General features: G+C 35.1%; 27 protein-coding genes and 1 pseudogene. 5 read left to right on the top strand and 23 right to left on the bottom strand.

Annotation, left to right across the window (positions count from 1 at the left end; genetic code table 11):
- Positions 1-347 precede the first annotated feature (347 nt).
- The 22 genes and pseudogenes from KVT27_RS07100 to KVT27_RS06990 form a co-directional block, all read right to left on the bottom strand.
- A complete protein-coding gene (locus KVT27_RS07100; protein ID WP_217581023.1) occupies positions 348-1,139 on the bottom strand; it encodes a nucleotidyl transferase AbiEii/AbiGii toxin family protein in 792 nt (263 codons plus the stop codon).
- A 572-nt stretch (positions 1,140-1,711) separates the two neighbouring features.
- Positions 1,712-2,272: a hypothetical protein gene (locus KVT27_RS07095; RefSeq protein ID WP_217581022.1), complete on the bottom strand. Its 561-nt coding sequence runs from the start codon at positions 2,270-2,272 to the stop codon at positions 1,712-1,714.
- Positions 2,273-2,334: 62 nt separating this feature from the next.
- Positions 2,335-3,123: a class I SAM-dependent methyltransferase gene (locus KVT27_RS07090; RefSeq protein ID WP_150907680.1), complete on the bottom strand. Its 789-nt coding sequence runs from the start codon at positions 3,121-3,123 to the stop codon at positions 2,335-2,337.
- Positions 3,111-3,542: a BrxA/BrxB family bacilliredoxin gene (locus tag KVT27_RS07085; RefSeq protein ID WP_036125483.1), complete on the bottom strand. Its 432-nt coding sequence runs from the start codon at positions 3,540-3,542 to the stop codon at positions 3,111-3,113. The genes KVT27_RS07090 and KVT27_RS07085 overlap by 13 nt, the downstream gene beginning before the upstream one ends.
- A gap of 265 nt (positions 3,543-3,807) precedes the next feature.
- Entirely contained in the window at positions 3,808-4,284 is a 477-nt protein-coding gene (locus KVT27_RS07080) for a hypothetical protein (protein WP_207974146.1), read from the bottom strand.
- 51 nt (positions 4,285-4,335) lie between these two features.
- Positions 4,336-5,037: a phage terminase large subunit family protein gene (locus KVT27_RS07075; protein WP_217581021.1), complete on the bottom strand. Its 702-nt coding sequence runs from the start codon at positions 5,035-5,037 to the stop codon at positions 4,336-4,338.
- Positions 5,003-5,581, bottom strand: a complete 579-nt coding sequence (locus KVT27_RS07070) for a hypothetical protein (protein ID WP_217581020.1) — start codon at positions 5,579-5,581, stop codon at positions 5,003-5,005. Before KVT27_RS07070 ends, KVT27_RS07075 begins: the two co-directional genes overlap by 35 nt.
- Before the next feature lie 374 nt (positions 5,582-5,955).
- Complete coding sequence (locus KVT27_RS07065) at positions 5,956-7,311, bottom strand: potassium channel family protein (RefSeq protein WP_217581019.1); 1,356 nt, start codon at positions 7,309-7,311, stop codon at positions 5,956-5,958.
- Positions 7,312-7,600: 289 nt separating this feature from the next.
- Positions 7,601-8,173 carry a tyrosine-type recombinase/integrase gene (locus tag KVT27_RS07060; protein WP_217581018.1) on the bottom strand — a complete coding sequence of 191 codons (573 nt, stop codon included), beginning with the start codon at positions 8,171-8,173 and terminating at the stop codon, positions 7,601-7,603.
- Positions 8,170-8,613: an ArpU family phage packaging/lysis transcriptional regulator gene (locus KVT27_RS07055; protein WP_217581017.1), complete on the bottom strand. Its 444-nt coding sequence runs from the start codon at positions 8,611-8,613 to the stop codon at positions 8,170-8,172. The genes KVT27_RS07060 and KVT27_RS07055 overlap by 4 nt, the downstream gene beginning before the upstream one ends.
- A gap of 96 nt (positions 8,614-8,709) precedes the next feature.
- Complete coding sequence (locus KVT27_RS07050; protein ID WP_217581016.1) at positions 8,710-9,507, bottom strand: hypothetical protein; 798 nt, start codon at positions 9,505-9,507, stop codon at positions 8,710-8,712.
- Positions 9,508-9,666: 159 nt separating this feature from the next.
- Complete coding sequence (locus tag KVT27_RS07045; protein WP_254636121.1) at positions 9,667-9,858, bottom strand: XtrA/YqaO family protein; 192 nt, start codon at positions 9,856-9,858, stop codon at positions 9,667-9,669.
- A gap of 95 nt (positions 9,859-9,953) precedes the next feature.
- A complete protein-coding gene (locus KVT27_RS07040; protein WP_217581014.1) occupies positions 9,954-10,181 on the bottom strand; it encodes a hypothetical protein in 228 nt (75 codons plus the stop codon).
- A gap of 244 nt (positions 10,182-10,425) precedes the next feature.
- Positions 10,426-10,920 (bottom strand): hypothetical protein, encoded by a 495-nt coding sequence (locus KVT27_RS07035; RefSeq protein ID WP_217581013.1) that lies wholly within the window; start codon positions 10,918-10,920, stop codon positions 10,426-10,428.
- Positions 10,917-12,193, bottom strand: a pseudogene (locus tag KVT27_RS07025) (replicative DNA helicase). The gene KVT27_RS07035 and the pseudogene KVT27_RS07025 overlap by 4 nt, the downstream one beginning before the upstream one ends.
- Positions 12,193-12,996 carry a conserved phage C-terminal domain-containing protein gene (locus KVT27_RS07020; protein WP_217581010.1) on the bottom strand — a complete coding sequence of 268 codons (804 nt, stop codon included), beginning with the start codon at positions 12,994-12,996 and terminating at the stop codon, positions 12,193-12,195. The pseudogene KVT27_RS07025 and the gene KVT27_RS07020 overlap by 1 nt, the downstream one beginning before the upstream one ends.
- On the bottom strand, positions 12,993-13,643 hold the full coding sequence (locus KVT27_RS07015; protein ID WP_217581009.1) for an ORF6N domain-containing protein: 651 nt from the start codon (positions 13,641-13,643) through the stop codon (positions 12,993-12,995). The genes KVT27_RS07020 and KVT27_RS07015 overlap by 4 nt, the downstream gene beginning before the upstream one ends.
- Before the next feature lie 116 nt (positions 13,644-13,759).
- On the bottom strand, positions 13,760-13,981 hold the full coding sequence (locus tag KVT27_RS07010) for a hypothetical protein (RefSeq protein WP_217581008.1): 222 nt from the start codon (positions 13,979-13,981) through the stop codon (positions 13,760-13,762).
- Entirely contained in the window at positions 13,978-14,187 is a 210-nt protein-coding gene (locus KVT27_RS07005) for a hypothetical protein (RefSeq protein WP_217581007.1), read from the bottom strand. The genes KVT27_RS07010 and KVT27_RS07005 overlap by 4 nt, the downstream gene beginning before the upstream one ends.
- A gap of 118 nt (positions 14,188-14,305) precedes the next feature.
- A complete protein-coding gene (locus KVT27_RS07000) occupies positions 14,306-14,671 on the bottom strand; it encodes a hypothetical protein (RefSeq protein WP_217581006.1) in 366 nt (121 codons plus the stop codon).
- Between the two features lie 35 nt (positions 14,672-14,706).
- Positions 14,707-14,973 (bottom strand): helix-turn-helix domain-containing protein, encoded by a 267-nt coding sequence (locus KVT27_RS06995; RefSeq protein ID WP_217581005.1) that lies wholly within the window; start codon positions 14,971-14,973, stop codon positions 14,707-14,709.
- A gap of 74 nt (positions 14,974-15,047) precedes the next feature.
- Complete coding sequence (locus KVT27_RS06990; protein ID WP_217581004.1) at positions 15,048-15,356, bottom strand: DNA-binding protein; 309 nt, start codon at positions 15,354-15,356, stop codon at positions 15,048-15,050.
- 237 nt (positions 15,357-15,593) lie between these two features.
- Here KVT27_RS06990 and KVT27_RS06985 point away from each other — a divergent pair, with 237 nt between their 5' ends.
- Complete coding sequence (locus tag KVT27_RS06985; protein WP_217581003.1) at positions 15,594-15,761, top strand: hypothetical protein; 168 nt, start codon at positions 15,594-15,596, stop codon at positions 15,759-15,761.
- Between the two features lie 65 nt (positions 15,762-15,826).
- On the opposite strand, the gene KVT27_RS06980 is transcribed toward KVT27_RS06985, so the two are convergent.
- Positions 15,827-16,021 (bottom strand): helix-turn-helix transcriptional regulator, encoded by a 195-nt coding sequence (locus KVT27_RS06980; RefSeq protein ID WP_217581002.1) that lies wholly within the window; start codon positions 16,019-16,021, stop codon positions 15,827-15,829.
- Between the two features lie 164 nt (positions 16,022-16,185).
- Here KVT27_RS06980 and KVT27_RS06975 point away from each other — a divergent pair, with 164 nt between their 5' ends.
- The 4 genes from KVT27_RS06975 (at position 16,186) to KVT27_RS06960 (ending at position 18,930) form a co-directional block, all read left to right on the top strand.
- Positions 16,186-16,542, top strand: coding sequence for a helix-turn-helix domain-containing protein (locus KVT27_RS06975; RefSeq protein ID WP_217581001.1), 357 nt, complete (start codon positions 16,186-16,188; stop codon positions 16,540-16,542).
- Between the two features lie 175 nt (positions 16,543-16,717).
- Positions 16,718-17,956: a hypothetical protein gene (locus KVT27_RS06970; RefSeq protein WP_217581000.1), complete on the top strand. Its 1,239-nt coding sequence runs from the start codon at positions 16,718-16,720 to the stop codon at positions 17,954-17,956.
- Entirely contained in the window at positions 17,907-18,422 is a 516-nt protein-coding gene (locus KVT27_RS06965; protein WP_217580999.1) for a hypothetical protein, read from the top strand. The genes KVT27_RS06970 and KVT27_RS06965 overlap by 50 nt, the downstream gene beginning before the upstream one ends.
- A complete protein-coding gene (locus KVT27_RS06960; protein WP_217580998.1) occupies positions 18,415-18,930 on the top strand; it encodes a hypothetical protein in 516 nt (171 codons plus the stop codon). Before KVT27_RS06965 ends, KVT27_RS06960 begins: the two co-directional genes overlap by 8 nt.
- Positions 18,931-18,965: the final 35 nt, after the last annotated feature.

The raw sequence follows: 18,965 nt of genomic DNA, 5'->3' as shown, positions 1-18,965 counted from the left end.
CCTAAAGAGTTCATTCACACGACCACTTCAACTACTCTCAAATTAAGAAACCTACGAGAATAGTCACCCGTAAAGCTATAAAAAAGGTAGCACCTGAAATTTTTCCTGATGCTACCGACAAATTATCATATTTCTATCGTTTTTAAAGCGGGACTTAGTACAAATTCATATATATTCTTACATAATTTATTGAAACTGCTCTAGGCATGTCTTTGTACAACTAGTGAGAAGATAGCGTAACGACTGCTCCCCAGCAATTGCGTTTTGATCATCTCCCTATCCCAGATACACGAAATCATTTTATGAAAAACCCCTCGAACTTTTTATTGTTCGAGGGGTTTCTATCGTTATTGCCAAGCCTGCTCCTTACCATCCCACTGTTTAAAAAACTCTTCATCTGCCAATAGGACTTCATATATTGGGTTGAAAAATTGTTTAACAATACCTTTTTCTAGTATAGTTGTTGGCTCCCATGTCAGGTGACGTTGGTCAGACAATTCTTCAAGATAAGCTTGTAATTTACGACCTTCTATGTTTTGTGTTTCTAATACCCTCTCAATATCTACTACTATTTTTGAAGTCATAGAGGGATATTGGAATATGTCAAGCAAGCCTTGGGCAACTACAAATTCAATTGGAGAGGTAGAGAGCTCCGCTAGCTTCATGTCTAGCATCGACGGGAAAGTAATGGTCGTCGGCGCTATTCGATTTTCTATAAAGGTTATTTTAACTTCTATGTATGTAGTGATCGTATCCAATTTTGCCGGTATCTTTAAGTGAATACGCGAATCCGTTATTATACTTTCGATGTCATTTTCTAAAAATTGAACGCCGTCCTCTTGTATTCCGATCGAACAAATTTCTGTAAATGCCTGTTGGACTATGTCGTTTTGATACGCGCTTTTTTGTGCTGTGAGTGTTAGTTCATTCGGAGACATCCCTACTCCTTCAGCTAATGTAAAGAAGAAAAGATCCCCTTCTATGTAAAATTGATCATAATAGGATGATGTTGATAAACGGTAGAGAAGTCTTTCCTGACAATAAAATGCTACTAGTTGCTCAATGCTTACTTTCTTCATTTCTGCCATTTTTGTTAATTGCGTAATTACATCTGCTGTTATTGTATTGATTTTCTCCATAAACTTCCCTCACCTTTTTGATTTTTCAGATTTTTAACTATAGAATTTAGACTTTTACTAAAATTCTTGCTTTTATTATTACTTATTTTACTAGCATAGTAAACGGTAATGTATACCAGCATAATTTTGGCAACAAAAAAACTGCCAGCAACTCATGCGACAGCGTCCAACAATTAGACAAGGGGCAGCCTCGCTCATGCGAAACTACCCCTTTAGTATTTATAGGTAACATTTTCGTAAATTGTAAAAGTCTCAACCCAATCATCTGGGGAATATTATCTTGAAACAATAGTTGTTTCATCACCGCGGTAAAATTCCACTGTGTGCTCTCTAACTTAAGCAACGCAAACCCTACCATCTTTTGCGTCCTTGCAGCCCCAAAGCATGCGCCAGTGTGAATAAGTATCTACAAAAACAAAAAGCAGAATGCCAGATTACTGAAATATGCCACCTAAAATAGCACGTTTTCAATTATATCACTCTATATTAAAAATGTAAAGCACTAATTATAAAATCTCTCAAACACCATACGAATTATCGTTCAAAAATAAATAGAGTTACCAAATGGGATGTCATTCTTTTCTCGAATAGATTAAGGCACCACCTGATCCCATCATCATTAAATGTTTACCAGAAGGAGAAAATCCACATTTTATAGCACCATCCAAACGCTGTATATCAATAGCTGTAGCATTGCTTAAATAGCTATAACGGGGTGTAAATAGATAATCGAGGACTACTGTTGCACGTGGCCACCATGGGTAAATAACTTCAACCTGCCAGCCGTCCGCTGTCACATGTATCCCATCCCCCGCTTCCAAGCCAAAAATGGAGGTAGTTTTTTTTGATAATGGAGAGTGAAAAGTTAAGCGATCCTCACTGACACAGTCCTCCGTCAATTCTGCATCTCGTTCACGATGAAGACAAAGACCCGTTATCGGTTCAGTGATACTATAGCCCGACCCACTTATGAGGATGATATTTTCATCTTGATCCCATCCACAGGCTCGTACACCATTGGCAGGAATGATCGTTTCATGCTCCCACGGACTCGGAGGTTTTGTAGCTTTCAATGATTGTGCTTTGGCTAATAAATCTAGTTCAAAAGGGGTTCTAATTTCGCTATTCGTCATATATTTGGAGCCTCCTTATTTTTGCCCTATAAGTAAATAGAGGCCTGTCTTAAAACAAGCCCCTACACTTCGAGAACACCATAATGAAACTTAGCGGTCACTCGCTCATATTGCTGAAAATGATACTTCGTAAACCATTCTGATCGAAAATGAGCCTTCAGCACCACACGCTTTTTCGCGACCCGCTTCGCTTCTTGCACCCATTCATCAGTTAAAGTAACATGCTCACCCACTCGGCGTAAAGCCTCGAAATTATTGGATTCTTCAATAGCTTCCTCAAACATTGGATCCATATAAACGACATCAAACGCATTCGCTGGCAATGTTTTTAAATAATGAACTGCCTCGGACTGAACGACCTCGATTTGTCGCATACAGGCCGTTAACGGTAGCTCTGTTGTATCATAAGTTTGCATTCCCTGCCCGACAATAAAGGCGACATTTGGATTTGCTTCTAGGCCTACAATGCGCCCTGTTTCCCCAACGATATAAGCGGCTAACATCGCATCCGCCGCTAGTCCAAGCGTACAATCCAGCACTGTATCTCCTAGCTGAAGCTGCGTGGCTTCTAAAAATGGCTCTGCCTCACCTCGAGCAATCCGTTTTAAGCGAAATGCCGCAGAATTAGGATGGAAGAAAAACGGCTCCTCTACCCCATAAGCATAATAATCATAGCGATTTTTCCCCGCCACTATAATATTTGCCTGAAACGCCTCTGACATCTTCCGAACAGAGCGCTTTTTCCTCGGCTCAAATGTAGCCCCTAATGTTTGACACGCAAAAGCAGCGAGCGCCATCGATTCATCGTCTGGTCTGCCCGCTGTTGTTACAATCGTATTTATTGCTCGCATGTTTGTTCTAATACGCCAGTTAAATGGGAAACAATTTGCTCCACAGGGAAGCCTTCAATTTGTTCACGTGGAATAAAATAAGCCAATTCCCCATCCTTTAAAATCGCCATGGAAGGTGAGCTTGGTGGTACTTCATCGAAATAACCACGCATTGCTGCAGTCGCCTCTGGGTCCTGCCCCGCAAACACTGTCACAAGATGATCCGGCTTCACTGCCGCAATCGCCTCACGCGCTGCTGGACGAGCAAGCCCTGCCGCACAACCACACACCGAGTTAATGACTACTAACGAGGTCCCCTTCGTCTCTGCCATAAATTCATTTACCGCATCAGCCGTCGTCAGCTCCGTAAACCCAGCTCCCACTAGCTCCTCACGCATCGGTTTCACAACCTGCTTCATATATTCATCATAAGCGTTCATGTTTTTACCCTCTTTCATATGTATTCGCAAACCTAATTATAGCAAGGTTTTGTGTGAATGTACAAAGACATGCTTTTTGCCTCATTTCGTAGGTTTTCGGGGGAAATGTGACTTTTTCGTGATTTTGGTGACTTTTTTGTGTAACGGATAGTAGTTTTATTCGCAGTTGTTACACACCTAAAAGATGGAATTAAAATAAAGTAAATTCAGCATATAGAAAAAATGACCAGGCTTTATAATAATTAAATACCTGGTCATTTCTATGTTAATTTTGGTTTAAAGCACATTCAATTTCAGCTATCCAAGTTTTCCCGCCATAAACAACAAAAGTTGTTTCATTATCTTTCACATCAAAAACATTAATTCTTTGTGAAATAAAAAGATTTAAGCCAAGTTCAGCTCGATCTACATCTTTCAAACTAATTTCCCAATATAAATTAGGGTTCATGTTTAGTGCATGTGCACAAAAAATAAGACGTTGATTTGTTAATAGCAAACGGCCACCATCTGATTTTGTTGCACTATAATAGATATTCGCCATACCTGACCGTATTGGCAGCTCATTTGCACACATCTCAATTTCATGGAAAAAGATTTTTTTATAGGTTGGTTTAAATTCATTTAAATCATATGTTAACTGTTTTGCTTCTGATGTGATGATGTAACTGCCACAGTACTCACATATAGAGTCTTTAGGATTAAAAGTTGCAGCACAGTTTGGACAGTTCAGGGCTTTAACCATCGCTTCACCGCTCCTAATATGTATTTATTTATAAAGTATACTTTAACTTACTTAATATACCAATGCTTTATAAACTATAGACCAGATACTCATACTCTTTCTGGACGCACCTTTGATAGTTGGTGTTGATACAGACACCCATTTGTTATTCCAAAACGTTTTAGTCCTCTTTTGCGCAAGAGCTAACGGATCTCCCTCAGCTCCTGCAGACGGTGGGAATCGGTCTACCTCATCGGCCAACACTATTCGAACTGGACGTGACGCTAAACTTGCTGGTGAATTTGCACCTACAAGCGTTAAATGACCACCTGCAAACTTCTTTTGAAGAAGTGTATTGTTACCATCTTTCGCTTTAGGACTGTTAACTTTCTTAGACAAAGCTGGCGTATCACGTATCATCGATGCTATACGATCTTTTGAATAAGCTTCGGCCATTTCAAGTGTCGGCTGCATTAATAGCATTGGTGCTGGATCATAATCAATATGATAGCCAATAATATTGTTAATGATTTCCGACTTCCCAACCTGGGCAGAGGACATTACAACAATTTGATCCACATCAGGATCATTTACAGCATCCATTATTTCACGTTGATAAGGTGCACGATCTGTATTCCATCGACCATGTTCTGCAGAGGCTTCTTTAGACAAGACCCTATGTTTATCTGCCCATTGTGATACGGTTAATTTCGGTGGTGGTGCTACCAAGCTTGCTATCTTATTGAACAGGTTCATCGTTTGTTTCCGAACCATCTTCATCACCTACCATTTCTACTTCTACATCATCCTCAATGAAATATTGCATTGGATTATACTCAGCCAACTCTGACAAAGCTTCATGTATATCCCTTTCCAAAATGGCTTCAATCAATTTAGGATCATCTTTATTGACCAACTGTAATGCTACCTTGGATGGGAGAGACAACATTTTCGAACGAAATGCCATCACCATATGATTCTGAACCTTCTCTACCTCATCAGCTTTGTGCATCTCTTTTTTTATATGAGCTAGCTCAATCTCTGCCTTTTCTCGTTTCGCCTTTTCATGTAGCCATTTCTCATAGTCTAGTGATTCCATTACCTTACTTTCATCTATCCCATCAAAAGACATTTTAAGAAAAGTAATATATCGGCTCACTGTGTCTATAAGATCATAACGACCATGCGTAACACGAGAAATGACACCTTCCTCAACCAAGTAACGAACATTACGTTCTGTCATATTGAACATTTTGGCAATCGACTTGGTATTTACGACTGTTTTTTCATCCAGCTTCGTTTTTGCTGTTTCACTCAAATTCTCACCTCCTTTTCTGAAAGGATGGAAGGAACGCTTATTTCCCCCATATATCTAGACCGTTTTTGGGGCTCACGAGACCCGCAGTCTTTTTAAAAGCCTCTTGGAGAACCTAAATTTGTATTTATAGAATTATGAACACAACAAAAAAGACGACGCAGCATGAGCCACATCGCCTGTCTTTATGTTGTTCAATTAATATTGCCTACTACCATAATAGCACGTTTATTTTGAAAAAGTGTGCCAACTTCCTGCCAAAAGTCTGCCAAAATTTATTAGGTTACAAGGTTTAACAACAAAAAATAACTTAAAATCATTTCCTGCTATTATTATTTGAGAACTAATTCTTGATAAATATTCAAAACTACCTCTGCTTATTTCTTACTATCAAAAACTTTAGCTAAAAAAAGTCCCATAGTTATTAGACCTAAAAGTGCTTCTAATACCGTTAAAAATCTGAATAATTTGCTTATAGGTGTAATATCGCCAAAACCTAAAGTTGTAATTACCACAAAGCTATAGTAAAGATAATCAATAAAACTAATGGATTTCCCTTCCGTAATTATTTGATTTATTTGAACAATTGAATCATCTAATAAAACATTTGAGAATGCTAATAATTTATTTAACAATATGTAATTCTTACTTTGTAATTCTAAAACTGAATAATTTGTAAAATTCTCTTCACTAATAACCAAATATATTTCTCTTTTTAGATATCGTTCAATTCCTAATCCAGAGTATTTATCTTTAATAATACTACCGTTTAATTCATTGTTAGGAATATTATATAAACCAATTTTCAGCAATTTATAATTACCATTTATAAATATATTATAATTTACTTTGGAATAAGATTCAATAAAACTATTATTACTAAACTTAAAGTCAGTTATATCTAAAATAGAAAATAGATTATAACTTTTTATTAAATCATCATAAAAATAGCCGGCCCAACCTTCACCTATCTTATCAGTAGTTAGATTCAACTCATTTCCTTCAACATCTATAACCGTATATCCAATTTTATTTTGTTTTTCTTTAATAACTGTCTCTAGGTAGCCCTCTTGAAAACCAACTAATTCCTTGTCAAAATTATTTAGAGCATTTCTTACTAAAATCTCATTTTCTATTTTCTCACTAAAACTAAATCCTTCTCCCTTACTAACAGAGTAATAATCACCAATATAATATATTAATGAAAAAGAATACGCTATAAAGATATACGAAGCAAATATTAAGGAAACCCAGCCATTTTTCCAAAATCCACTTATCATTGAATACCTTACAATTAAGGAAATGAAAACTAGTGAACTAATTAATACTAAAAGTACATATAGCAGCCCTAATTGGCTTAGGTTTGATATCCCCTCAGAAGGTATAATTATTTGTGATAAGACTTTTTCTATGAAGCGTATTATTAAAGGAAAAATCAGTAAAACGATTTTTAAGACGATTTTTTTTATAACTAGTTTTTTATCTGTGCCTTTATGTTCAATCGTCATATATTTATACAAACTTATTATACAATCTAACAATATTAAAAAACCTGTAAACCCAGCTAAATATGCAACTACTAGTTTCAATAAGTATTTTTCTGGTATAGCTACATCATTAAATAATACTAACGAATAATAAATTATCATTACAAACTCTATATATGGAATTCTAAATCTATTTATAATAAAAAACCATAACTTCTTAAAAAATTTAAAAATATATTTTTCCATAGATTCCTCCTATATAATTTCAATTAAATTCTTTAATAACATATATATTCCAATATTATATCACTTAATTAATTTTTAGTATTCACATTAACATATCTTATATTCTGTTAACCTGCGAAACTCTTAAAAAAACTAGATTTATAAACACTTTACACCCTATTTTGAAAATGAGTTGTACATGTCCTTATTTTGTAAATGTCTTTAGTATACGAAAGTATTCCACTCTTTTAGAAAATGTACCATTTCCTAAAAAGAGCAAAATAAAAATAGCACCATTATCAGTGCTATTTTAAAACTTCAAACGCTTATTTAATTTTTGATAGGCTTTATCAATCGCATCTTGGTTTACTCCAATATATTTCATTGTGATATATGGTGCTGAATGATTAAAAATATCCTGTAATAATGCAACATCTTTTTCTTCTTGATAAACATGATAGCCAAATGTCTTTCGCAAAGTATATGTCCCTATTTCATCCAAATCATTTACTCGGGCAGCTGCTCGTAAAATATCGTAAGCCCTTACCCTAGTGATCGGTTTATTTTTACCTTGTCGGGATTTAAATAAATACTCTTGGTCTTCTTTTTCTTCGATATATGAAGCAATCATCTTTTGTAATTCATTTAAAATGGGGATGCGTTTCGTCTTATTGAGTTTTTTCTTTTTCTGCACTTTTAACTCTTTTATATGTAATACGTTTTTATTACGGACATCACCAACTTTTAAACGTAATATATCACTAATCCTTAACCCAGTATATATCCCAAAACAAAATAGTAGCTCATCACGTGGATTGCCCAGCAATGTTGTTCTGACATTTCGAACCTTTTCTAAATCACGTATTGGCTGGACAAAATTCATTGAGTAATCGCCTCTTCCTCTTGATATACCTCTACTTGTAAAGCTAATGCTAATTTATACAAAGCTTGTGCTTTTATACGATAAAAAGTTCGTTCACTGATATGAAGATCTTTTGAAATTTGATAATTAAACATTGGCAATTCTTCTAAATATGCCATGACGATAATCTGACGCTCTTTTTGGTTCAGCTTATAAAAACCTCTATTAAATCGTTCGAAAAAACTTTCAGCTTGCTTGTAATATTCTACGTTCCGAATAGCAGCATTTTCAACTTTTGAATGGATTCCTCCACCAAAGAACGGCATTTCTAATGTATACTTTGGTGTAATAGTTGGCAATAAATCCTCTGGCGTTGTTAGTTGATAAGTTCGATATTGTCGTAGTACATTTTCAATAGCTTTTTGTGTAGCCTTACCATCAATATTTTTTAAGATATCCATGATCTTTCCACTTCTTTAAATAAAATAAAAAAGGACAACAAAAGTTGGCAGCGTTTTGCTACTATACATTGTTGTCCTCCAAAGAACTGGTAGAATTTATTTACTTTTATAAATCAAATGAACATACGGTATAAGGAAAAATACTGAAAATATGAATAAGGGAAATATTGGATTTGTTTTATCTCCTTCATACGAATTCTCAAAGATTTCTTTTTCTTGCGTTGTCAGCTTTTCAATTCTTTTAATATCATAATTTATTTCAACTACTTTATATAATGTTTCCGTTTCTTTATCATAAACATAGTTGTCCTGCTGAATAAATACAGTACCTACAGCTATTACTGCAATAAGCCCTACAAAAACTGTACAATGTTTTAATAATGGTTTTACTAAAATTTGATCATTAAAATTAAAACCATCATTTCTTAATGTTGAAATAGCATTAAAAATTCTTAAAGCAATACTATACACAATGAAGCTAATAATAATCCAAATACTTTGTATAAGAAAATACATGTATCCTATATCTTCAATTGCAAACAACATTGATAATTTGCCCCAAAATGAATCAGATGGATTAAATAAATTTATTTTCCATATAATTTGGATTAGTAAAAAACTAGTTATACAAGAAAATATAGAAATAACTAAATACATTAAGAGCACAAGGGCTTCTCCTAGAAGTACAGTAAAAAATTTAGGTTCATCTAGTATCATTAATTTAATTTGTGGACTTATAAGATAAGAAAAGACCACCATGAGAACCAAAAAAATCAACATAACTAAGGAATATTTCCAAAATAATTTAGTTTTAAAAAAAAATATTATGGCTACAATAATTAAATAGAATACTATATTATAAAATAAAGCACTCTTTAAATTAGATTTAATCAAATTTCCTCCCTCTATTTGCTACTTCACCACATTTGTTTCAGTAACCAGCAAATTTTCTCTTTCTATACGGTAAAATAAAATGGGTTACCTCGTAAATAAAATTCAGAAAATTATGGTTATTCGTCTACTTTATTTTCTAATCTTTCTTTATTTCCCTATTCAAAACTCCTCGCCCTCATCCCACTTCACACGTTTTACCTGACCTTGGTGTGTAATAATCTTTGTTTCTGCGTATGCTGGAAGCTCCGTCAACTTGGCTACCCCTTTCGAAAGAACTATTACACAAGTCTCAGGTAATTCCATTATATCAAGATAAAGTTTTCCATCAACACCAACTTTTAACTCTTTCATTCTCACAATAGCTTCCCCCTTATGCTATAATAGTTTTACTGCTAGCAAGGGAGAAGCCTTGTTATTGAAGAGCTATGGTTGCCGCCATAGCTTTTTTAAATGGTCATAATCAGATTGCTTAGAACATGATAGCACTTCTCTTTCTCCATAAAGCATTCATGCATGTCTCCATTTTCAATTTCGTAAAATTTATCTGTTTTTCGAATGGTATATTTATCAATAAGAATTTCTTCGTTATCCTCAAGTTGTTGTAATGCCATATAAACAGGATCAAAAGAAAGGCCAATGATATCATAAATATTTACATTAACTATCTTCAACATCCCTCATCCCCCTAAAAAATTTTTCTCTTAAAAACATTTTTAGTATGAATAGCATTACTAATAATCACTAAACGACGCTCCAGAGACAACGATAACCATTTTCTAAATTTCATTTACCTATTCCTCCCCAAATTACAACTCATCCAATGTTTTTAATAGCTGCTCGTCCGACATATTACGTAGCATTTCCTCCGCATAATTTTTACGCATCATGATAATTGCAATGATTTCCTCACGTTCTTCCTTAGACAATACCTCTCACCCCTTTATACTGATCTAGACGATGCAAAATATATTGTCCTGCAGCTGCATGTCCGAGATAAGCAGGAAATTGTACGATGGTTTTGCGATGATCGATTAGTGGAATGTGTATATCTAAATCAGCGAAATACATCACTTTAGTCAATAGTCGATGTGCCTCTGTAATGGCTCCTGTACGCTCACCAAATTTCTCACGGTGCATTACGCTGACTTCCAGTGAATTGCTGGCAAAGTAAAAAGCGTATCCGGCAAAACTTTCTACAACAAATAGCTTAATGCGACCAATCCCAAGTACGTTACTTTCTGTCATTTCATAAACAGCAAGCTCATCATAGGCCACATCTAGCAATTTATTAGAATCATCTGCTAGATTAATTTGTTGTGTAGATACAGCCCAAAATACTTGGTGGGCAAGGCGACACAATTCGAACTCTGTGGCATATTCCAAAATTTCCTTCACTGTGATTAGTTCATTCATTTCATCGTTCCCCAGGAAATATTTGATAGGCGACCGGTGTCTTTTATATAGGCTGCGGATACGGTGCCAGTTGGTCCATTACGGTGTTTGGCTATAATGAACTCCAGAATATTTTTACTTTCGGATTCCTTGGAGTAGTAATCATCACGATATAAAAATGCAATTACATCAGCATCTTGTTCGATATTGCCTGAGTCTCGTAAATCGCTCATTACGGGTCGCTTGTTCTGGCGTTGCTCTACACTACGATTGAGCTGTGACAAACAAACAACAGGGCAGTTAAACTCTTTAGCCATTTGCTTTAAATCCCATGAAATTTGCCCAATTGTTTTGTCTGATTGTCTCGTGGGTTAGTTCCTCGAATGATTTGCAAGTAATCAATCAAAATAATGGGCTTTTTATTAGGGTTGGACTTGGTGATTTTACGAGCGGTTGCACGAATCTGAGGTACTGTCAGCCCTGCTCGATCATCAATCTCGATATTGGCATTGTCAATCATACCGAGTGTTGACATCCACTTTTCTTTTTGTCCGTCTGTAAAATATTCAAAGGGATTACGCATCTTTAAGCGATTAAAATTCCCTGCTGTTGCAATGAGCCGATCAATTAATGTTGTCCTGCTCATTTCCAATGAAAAGATAATCGGTACATAGCCATTCCACCCAGCATTTAGCCCAAGATGATTCATCGTGTCTGTTTTCCCCATAGAGGGTCTTGCGGCAATGATAGTCAGCTCTGCATCTTGAAAGCCGTTTAGCATTTTATCCAAGTCAAGTAATCCTGTAGGCACACCCGTTTTAACATTTTCTTGCTCGAAAGGCCGATTTGCCATTTGGATTAAATCTGCTTTAATGCTCGTATTTGTACTGATGTGTTGGGTTGTTAGCTTGTCCAATGCCTGTTGAATCTCTTCAATACCCCAATCCTCTTGCTGTGCTTGCACCATGATTTGACGCTTAGAACGCTCTCGCCAACTTTCAAGCACAATGTTGTGGTGCTGCTCATAATTAGTTCCACTGGCGAAGTTGCCAAGCTCTGCTAAATAATTGGCCCCTCCCAGCTCTATCGACTCTCGTGTTGTCAGTAAGGTGATATAGTCCACTACCTTACGCTCACTGACTAGCTGGAGCATGCTGGAGAAAATATTTTTATGCACCTGTGATGAAAAATGATCAGCCTCTAAGTTGCTATCTGCAATCAAATAATTTTCTTGTAGCATCGTTCCGAGTAAGCTTTTTTCTGCTAGCTCAAAGCTAATGTTTTGTAATTCCATTACAGATCCTCTCCCTTGCTAAAATCTAAATCTAGTGGACCAGACGAATTATGCTGAACAGGCTGTACGCTTTGTATTTCGTTCAAGTAGCCTTCAAATTTCGTTGCATTGAACAACGTGTCTGGACGTAAGTATTTATTCATTTCAGGGTTGTGCAGCCATTGCTTGACCTTTGTATCGATTACGCATTTGAAATGCTCTAGCGTATAGCCATCTGCAAGTCGAGCATTGACGAGTCGCTTCGTAGCTGTCGTTGTTGCTTTGAAATTTTTAAGTGCAGTTTGGTTTAGGTAACCAATAATTTCATGCACAATGTCGAGCTCCTCGACAATATTATTTTTATTACTCTTAATATCTTTGGTTATTGGTGGGGACAAAGTGTCCCTACTTGATGGGGTCAACTTGTCCTCCTGTGTAGGGTCACTTTGTCCCCATGTGTCAGGACATTTTGTCTCGTTCGAAGGGTCATGTTGTCCCATCGTCAAATAACCAAGTTTTGTATAATTCAGCCGATACCATTTTGTCTTATCGATTTTGTATTTGTTAAATTCATCTGTAGAGATGATATAGCTATCATCTTCTAGCTTTCTAATTGCACGTTTTATCGTTTTTTCAGACCAAAATGGAAACATATTTTGCCATTGCTGATAGCTGTTAAACACCCATTTATGCCCATCATGAACATGTGCAGATATAAGTGATTTAAAGTGCAATTGCTGTAGGATAATTGCCTCATTCAAGCCCACTTTTACAGCTAAACTAGGCAGAACTTGTAAAGGCGGCTCATTGATGAGTAAATTCATGCATCTGCCCCTCCTTTCCAAGTTGTCACAAAATGCAGGGCATCTTGCAACTTGCACTGAGGTACATCACGATAAGACTCCACTTGATACCGCCTTTTAATTTCACGATAAATGGACGCAAAACAGGCTGCGCGACGTGCTTGAACCTTACACAGTTGATCGACACGCTCTGTCACTGCCTGTCGTAGACGCTTCTGCTCCCCTGAATGCAGTGTAACTCCTTGCAATCGTTGCTCAATTTCTTGGACACGTTGCTCCAAAGCTAAAAAACGCTTTTCGTCATACGGCAAGGAAACATGCTGCGCCTGCTGCAAGCCTTTAGCTATTTGATAATATTGCGCAACAAGCATGTTATAAGCCTGCCACGCTTTTTCACTGTTGAGCGATTTTGCTAGCAGAAATGCACCTTCTTCGGTCCATAAATACAACACAGATACAAATTTAAGGGTGGCGTCATTTTGTCGTCCGCCTTTAAATTGTTTAAGAGTCTCACCAGTAAGGGCATAATAATGAGCACCTTCTTTAAAATGCTCCTTGTTTCGCTGGAAGTTACGCATTAACGACTTACTATCCGCTTGATACACCTCAGCAATTTGCGCTGTTGTTAAAACCTTTTTATCTGCATGCTGAATCTCCATCAAAATCATGCTACTTCCCCTTTCACAAGGGTAACGACAAATTGTCGCCCTCCCCTTGTCTATACTCCTAGTTGATATTTTGCTAGATAATTGATATAATTTTATTAATGATATTAGATAGACGCTTACTCGCATGCCAGTGCTTGTAAGCCTTTTTTATGCTTATTTTTAAGGGTAGCGTCATTTTGTCGTGCGGCTTTATAAATAGCCATAAAACGATCTACTGGCTTCTTTGCTAGCCATCCTTTTACATTAATCTTCACTTGAATCACCTGCCTTTCCGATGCATTCACATCATCGGACTCACAAGCTTGTTGCTTATGAATCCTGTGACGAGAACGAATCAAACAGCTTTTAATGGATTCTCTAAATCTTCAACTAGTTCGATAGCGTCTTTAATAGCATTTACTCGACCCTTTTGTGCAAAATAATCCTTTTGATTGCTCATATACAAACAACTATTGAAGGCCTCCGCTACATCGACCGCATAATCCCGTAGCAATTCTTCCTCCTGTGATAAAAATGTACGTAGTTTTTCTAATACTTGTTCCATGTAAACTCCTCCTTTATTGACTTATATACAGTTCTTGTCCATAATAAAGGGACAAGATATTTAATATTTTTTTGAACTGTGGACCGACCAAAGTTACAGTTCAAGCATGATGCAGGTGCTATTGCGCTTGCATTTTTTTATTCTCAATTTTTCTTACAGCTAATAAATGAACGCCATCTACTTCAGCAAAAAGATGCTCATATCCAAACTGTGGAAACCTTGAAGACTCATTGTGAATCTCCTTGATTCCTCCCGTTAAATGCTGAAAATATTCATACGTCACTTGCACTTTTAAGTTTCCATCATGAAAATCTGTAGACAATATTCCAGCCTTCTGTGCCATTTCATGCTTTTCCTTTAGCATCAAAAACAAATTCTCCATCTCATAATTTGAATAACACATATCCAGATTGGTATTTGCTAATCTATGAATCTTAAATTTAGATTCTTCAAGACAAGCAAGAAATTCTTTGATTTTTTTCATATTTAACTCCCTTCCTAATAATTTGCTCTATGCTTTTAAATAAACCACCAAACAAACCCACCAATAATCGGTAGCAGTGTTTGTAAAATCGTAAGCCCGTCCATGCCCATTAAGAATACGACCGCGACCTCTTGTGTATTTGTCTGTTTGAACCAATCCATAAAGGTGATGGCATCTGGAACCTTTGCACTGTTCTCAAATTTTGAGATACAAGGCTGCGTACGATTCATTCGATGTGCTAGTTCTTCTTGGGATAGTCCAGCACGCTCACGACAAGCTTGCAATATGGCTCCTATTTTCATAGTTTCACCACCTTCCACATTCCAAACTGGAATACTCTATTCAGTTGTTGTACGTTAAAATTTTTATATGAAATTCATCCAATGGAGCGAAAATACTTTGTATTTGTATTGACCCATTCTGTATGTTCATCAATCCATTGCAATAATGCTTTGGATGGTATCAGTACCCTCCCTGCTTCATAGAACTTCGGGAAATCGGATCTTCCTAATAATGCTGATGCTTTTGTATCTCTGATGTTGAACAACTCCATCAACTGCTTACGGGTTAATAAGACTGGTAATTCACGAATTAGAGGTTTTGGTGTAAGTGCCTTCTCTATTTCCTCTCGAAACAACTGGCGAAATTCCTCTATTATCTCCACCTTAAACTCCTCGCTATACATCCTCTCACCTCCTTATTAGTTATTTGTAGGATTTTCCACCTACCTTGTCGAATAGTGACTAGGTGATTACATATGATACCAACATTCAAAATTCAAGGTAGTGGAACCGATTCATATTCAACAAACTTCTTGCACACAGACACCACTTTTTCTGCTCAATGCAGCTGCCCTGCTAGTGTAAAACAACAACTTTGCAAACAAATCATTTCAATTCTTGAAGGTGAGATTCCATAAGGCTTGATTGATGGTGATACAAACCAAATATCAAGTATCGCCAAGGCGTTTCAAGCCTCTGAACCTGGAGCAGCCTTCAATGCCTATTTGCAACTCAATATGGAAATCGAATTATTTTCAAAAGAATTAGCTAACCGAAAAAAACAAATTGTTCGTATGTTGTATAAATAATTCTTCTTAGCCGTCTTTCTAGAGGCTGCTTCTATTTCAAATCATCTCCTCGAACTAAGTAACAATTAGTTGCGTTCGGATTCAAAAAAAATATCCTCAATTGTGGATGAATAGTAAATAGCAATTTTTCTAGCTAATTCTAATGAAGGTGTTCTTACACCCATTTCAATGGCACTTAACATTTGTCTTGTTATTTCAAGACCTTGTGCAACTTCTGTTAATGTTTTATCTCCGCGAAGTTTAATTAATTTATCTCTCACGTTTCACCTCTCCTCAAAAGCAACGTTTAGTTACATTTTAAACCCAATACAAAGCAACTATATGTTACTGTCAACGTTTTTAGCAACTATGAGTTGCACACAGCAACTCATAGTTACGATATAATAAAAATTGTTTAATATTTACTAAACTAAGGGGGGTTACAATGCTCTCAATTCGTTTAAAAGCCTTAAGAACACAACAACGTAAGACCCAACAGGAAATGGCTGATTTACTTGGGATTACAAGACAAGGTTATGCAAAATATGAAAATAATTTAGGTGAACCTGATAACTCAACACTAGCTAAATTAGCTGATTATTTTGAAGTAAGTACTGACTACCTTCTTGGACGTACAGACAATTCAGCAAATACACAGCAAGAAAAAGACGAAGCTGCTTTTCAAGCCTTCGCCAATGATCCAGAACTTAATGTATTTTACAGGGAGCTTCCTGAATCAGATGAAGAAGCAGTACGCAAGCTTCGCAACATTTGGGAAATCATAAAAAACGAAAAAAATTAGGGCATGCATTGACTGCATGCCCTTAATAACCACTATAAATGTAATAATAAAACAATAATGGTAGAAGGAAAAATCTTGTCCTTTACATTACACAAAACTAGGTTATTTTTTTGTACTTCATTTAGGAAATATTACTTAAGACAATAGTCATATATATTAATTTGGGGGTCAGCTTATGTCATTTAGATTTGGTAAATTCGTCAAAGAAGAAATATCTCATCAATCTCTACAAAATTTCATGAAAAATTATGGAAAATCATATTCACATAGAAAAGAAGACTTGTTTCAAAAGATTGAAGCAGAACTAAATTCTGAGAATCCAGCATTTACAGAAACTGCAATCAATGATTTGATAAAAGAGGAAATTAAATATGGTAGTAGAAGATCTTTATTTCTTGCAAAATTTAGTTTTGCAGATGCAAAAAAAATAAACACGGTTGAAAAAGCAACAGCATTTTTGTTTAATATAACTGGGAAAAAATCAATGAATCTCAATACTCTCAATAGTATTGAATCAAACAATTTTAAAATCTCTAAAGATTTAAACACTGAATATATTAGCTTAATTACAAATGATAAACAAGTTAATGTTAATTCAATAGACATTTGCTTTACCTATTTTTCAGAGATTACTGTTAAAGATAAAGAGAAAAATCAAGCTATTAACCAAGTTAAAGAATACATATGGGTAAATATAGATATTAGACATAGAAATCTGATAATTAGAATTCATCCACCTCAGAATGATATTTTCGGAAAAAACTATTCAGCAATTCAGCTATTTAATAGTATAAGAGATTTGCTTTCTGAAACGATTAATTTCAAGGAAATGATTTCTTATCAAGAAATGCTCTATGATTTGTTTAAAAATACTACTGATGTTTCTGAAAAACCATTCAGAGATAGAATAAAAACACACACTCACTTAATAGAACCTTTTATTAAAAATGTTTCACAAGAAAAATTATTCTCAAATGAAAAATATAACAGTCTTTTAAATGAAAGAATTGTTGATTTAATGGAGCGAATATTAATACAAGATAACTTTAAAGAATATATTGGTTATGCCGAGGGAAAAGTAGCTGTTTTAAATAAGATGCATTTTAAAGATGGGACGGGTGCTTCAGTACAAGCTAGCTCAGGAAGTAAAAATGGTGATACTTTAGAGCTAAGTGATGTGTTTTTTGATACTAGAAAATCAATTGAAAAAGAACAGAAGTTAAAAACTTTATGGATAGATTGGTTTAAAATAGACGATACTAATAAAGAAAATATAGCTAAAATAAAAACAAAATTTGAAACAGCTAATGAATATTTACTTATACATTTTTTAGATACTTTTCTAATAAAGGAGGACCAAGAGTATGTATTTTCCAAGCTTAGAGAATATGATACCTTTAATTGGGATAGATGAACCATTAGTTAAACAGTTAGATTTTTGGTTAGCATCCCGTAGAGAGGCAATTAAAAATTATTTAGATCCCTTGAGCTTCAGTCAATATGCAAATATTGACTATGAGCTTTCTTTAGATTTATTTCAGGTATGTACCTATGAAGAAATAAATGTTCTAAGAGAAAGATTTGATGTAGTTATTCAATCATCAAACACGAATGTAGGATCTTTTTATAACTTAGATGATATTCCAACATCTCATTTTAATTATGACCTTAACCTAGAAGAAGAAATTTCAAGCAGGGATATAGTTATATATTATGAATTGATAATGGAACCAACATCTCCCCCATCAATTAGAAGTTTCCCACAGGAACAAAAATCTACGGGAAAGAGTTATGGGGTTGATATAACTACCTACACAGAGTCAAAAGAGCGTTTGAATTATAGAATGGGAGATATTTTAAAACAACGTCGAAATGGATAAAATACAATTCTATTTATTTATTTATAGTAAAGTTATTCAACCCCTACTTAGTTCTAATATGTTTGCTGCAGTTATAGGTGCTACAGGTAGTTTTCTCGGAGGTGCGATTGGTGGATTAGTTGCATACAAAGTAGCTAAATTACAAGTCCAAAAAGAAAAAGATCTTGTACATGAAGAAAGACTTTCTACCTTAATTAGATATAAAAAAGCCCTTAGACAAGAATTAGAAAACAATAATTTATTTACTACTAGTATTAATATAAAAACAGATATAGAAACCATAAAAAGTATACTTCAATATAGCTTAAGTGATAATATTTTTAATAAAATAAAGTTAGAGTTAGATATAGACGATCTTTATCAAGCATTATTGGATTATTATTCTTTATTATTTAGAATAAAAAACGATGATTTTTTACTTAAACAAGATAATATCAAAGATTTAATTGCAGAATTAGAAACTCTTAACGATTTCAAACAAGAAATTGATAAATTATTAATAATCTAAACTACCATATCACTTTGCTTGCTCTATAAAAAAAT

The sequence above is a fragment of the Lysinibacillus sp. GbtcB16 genome (assembly GCF_019091145.1).
GTDB lineage: Bacteria > Bacillota > Bacilli > Bacillales_A > Planococcaceae > Lysinibacillus > Lysinibacillus fusiformis.
The sequence above is the reverse complement of the archived record's forward strand: the minus strand, read 5'-3'. Positions and strand labels throughout refer to the sequence as shown.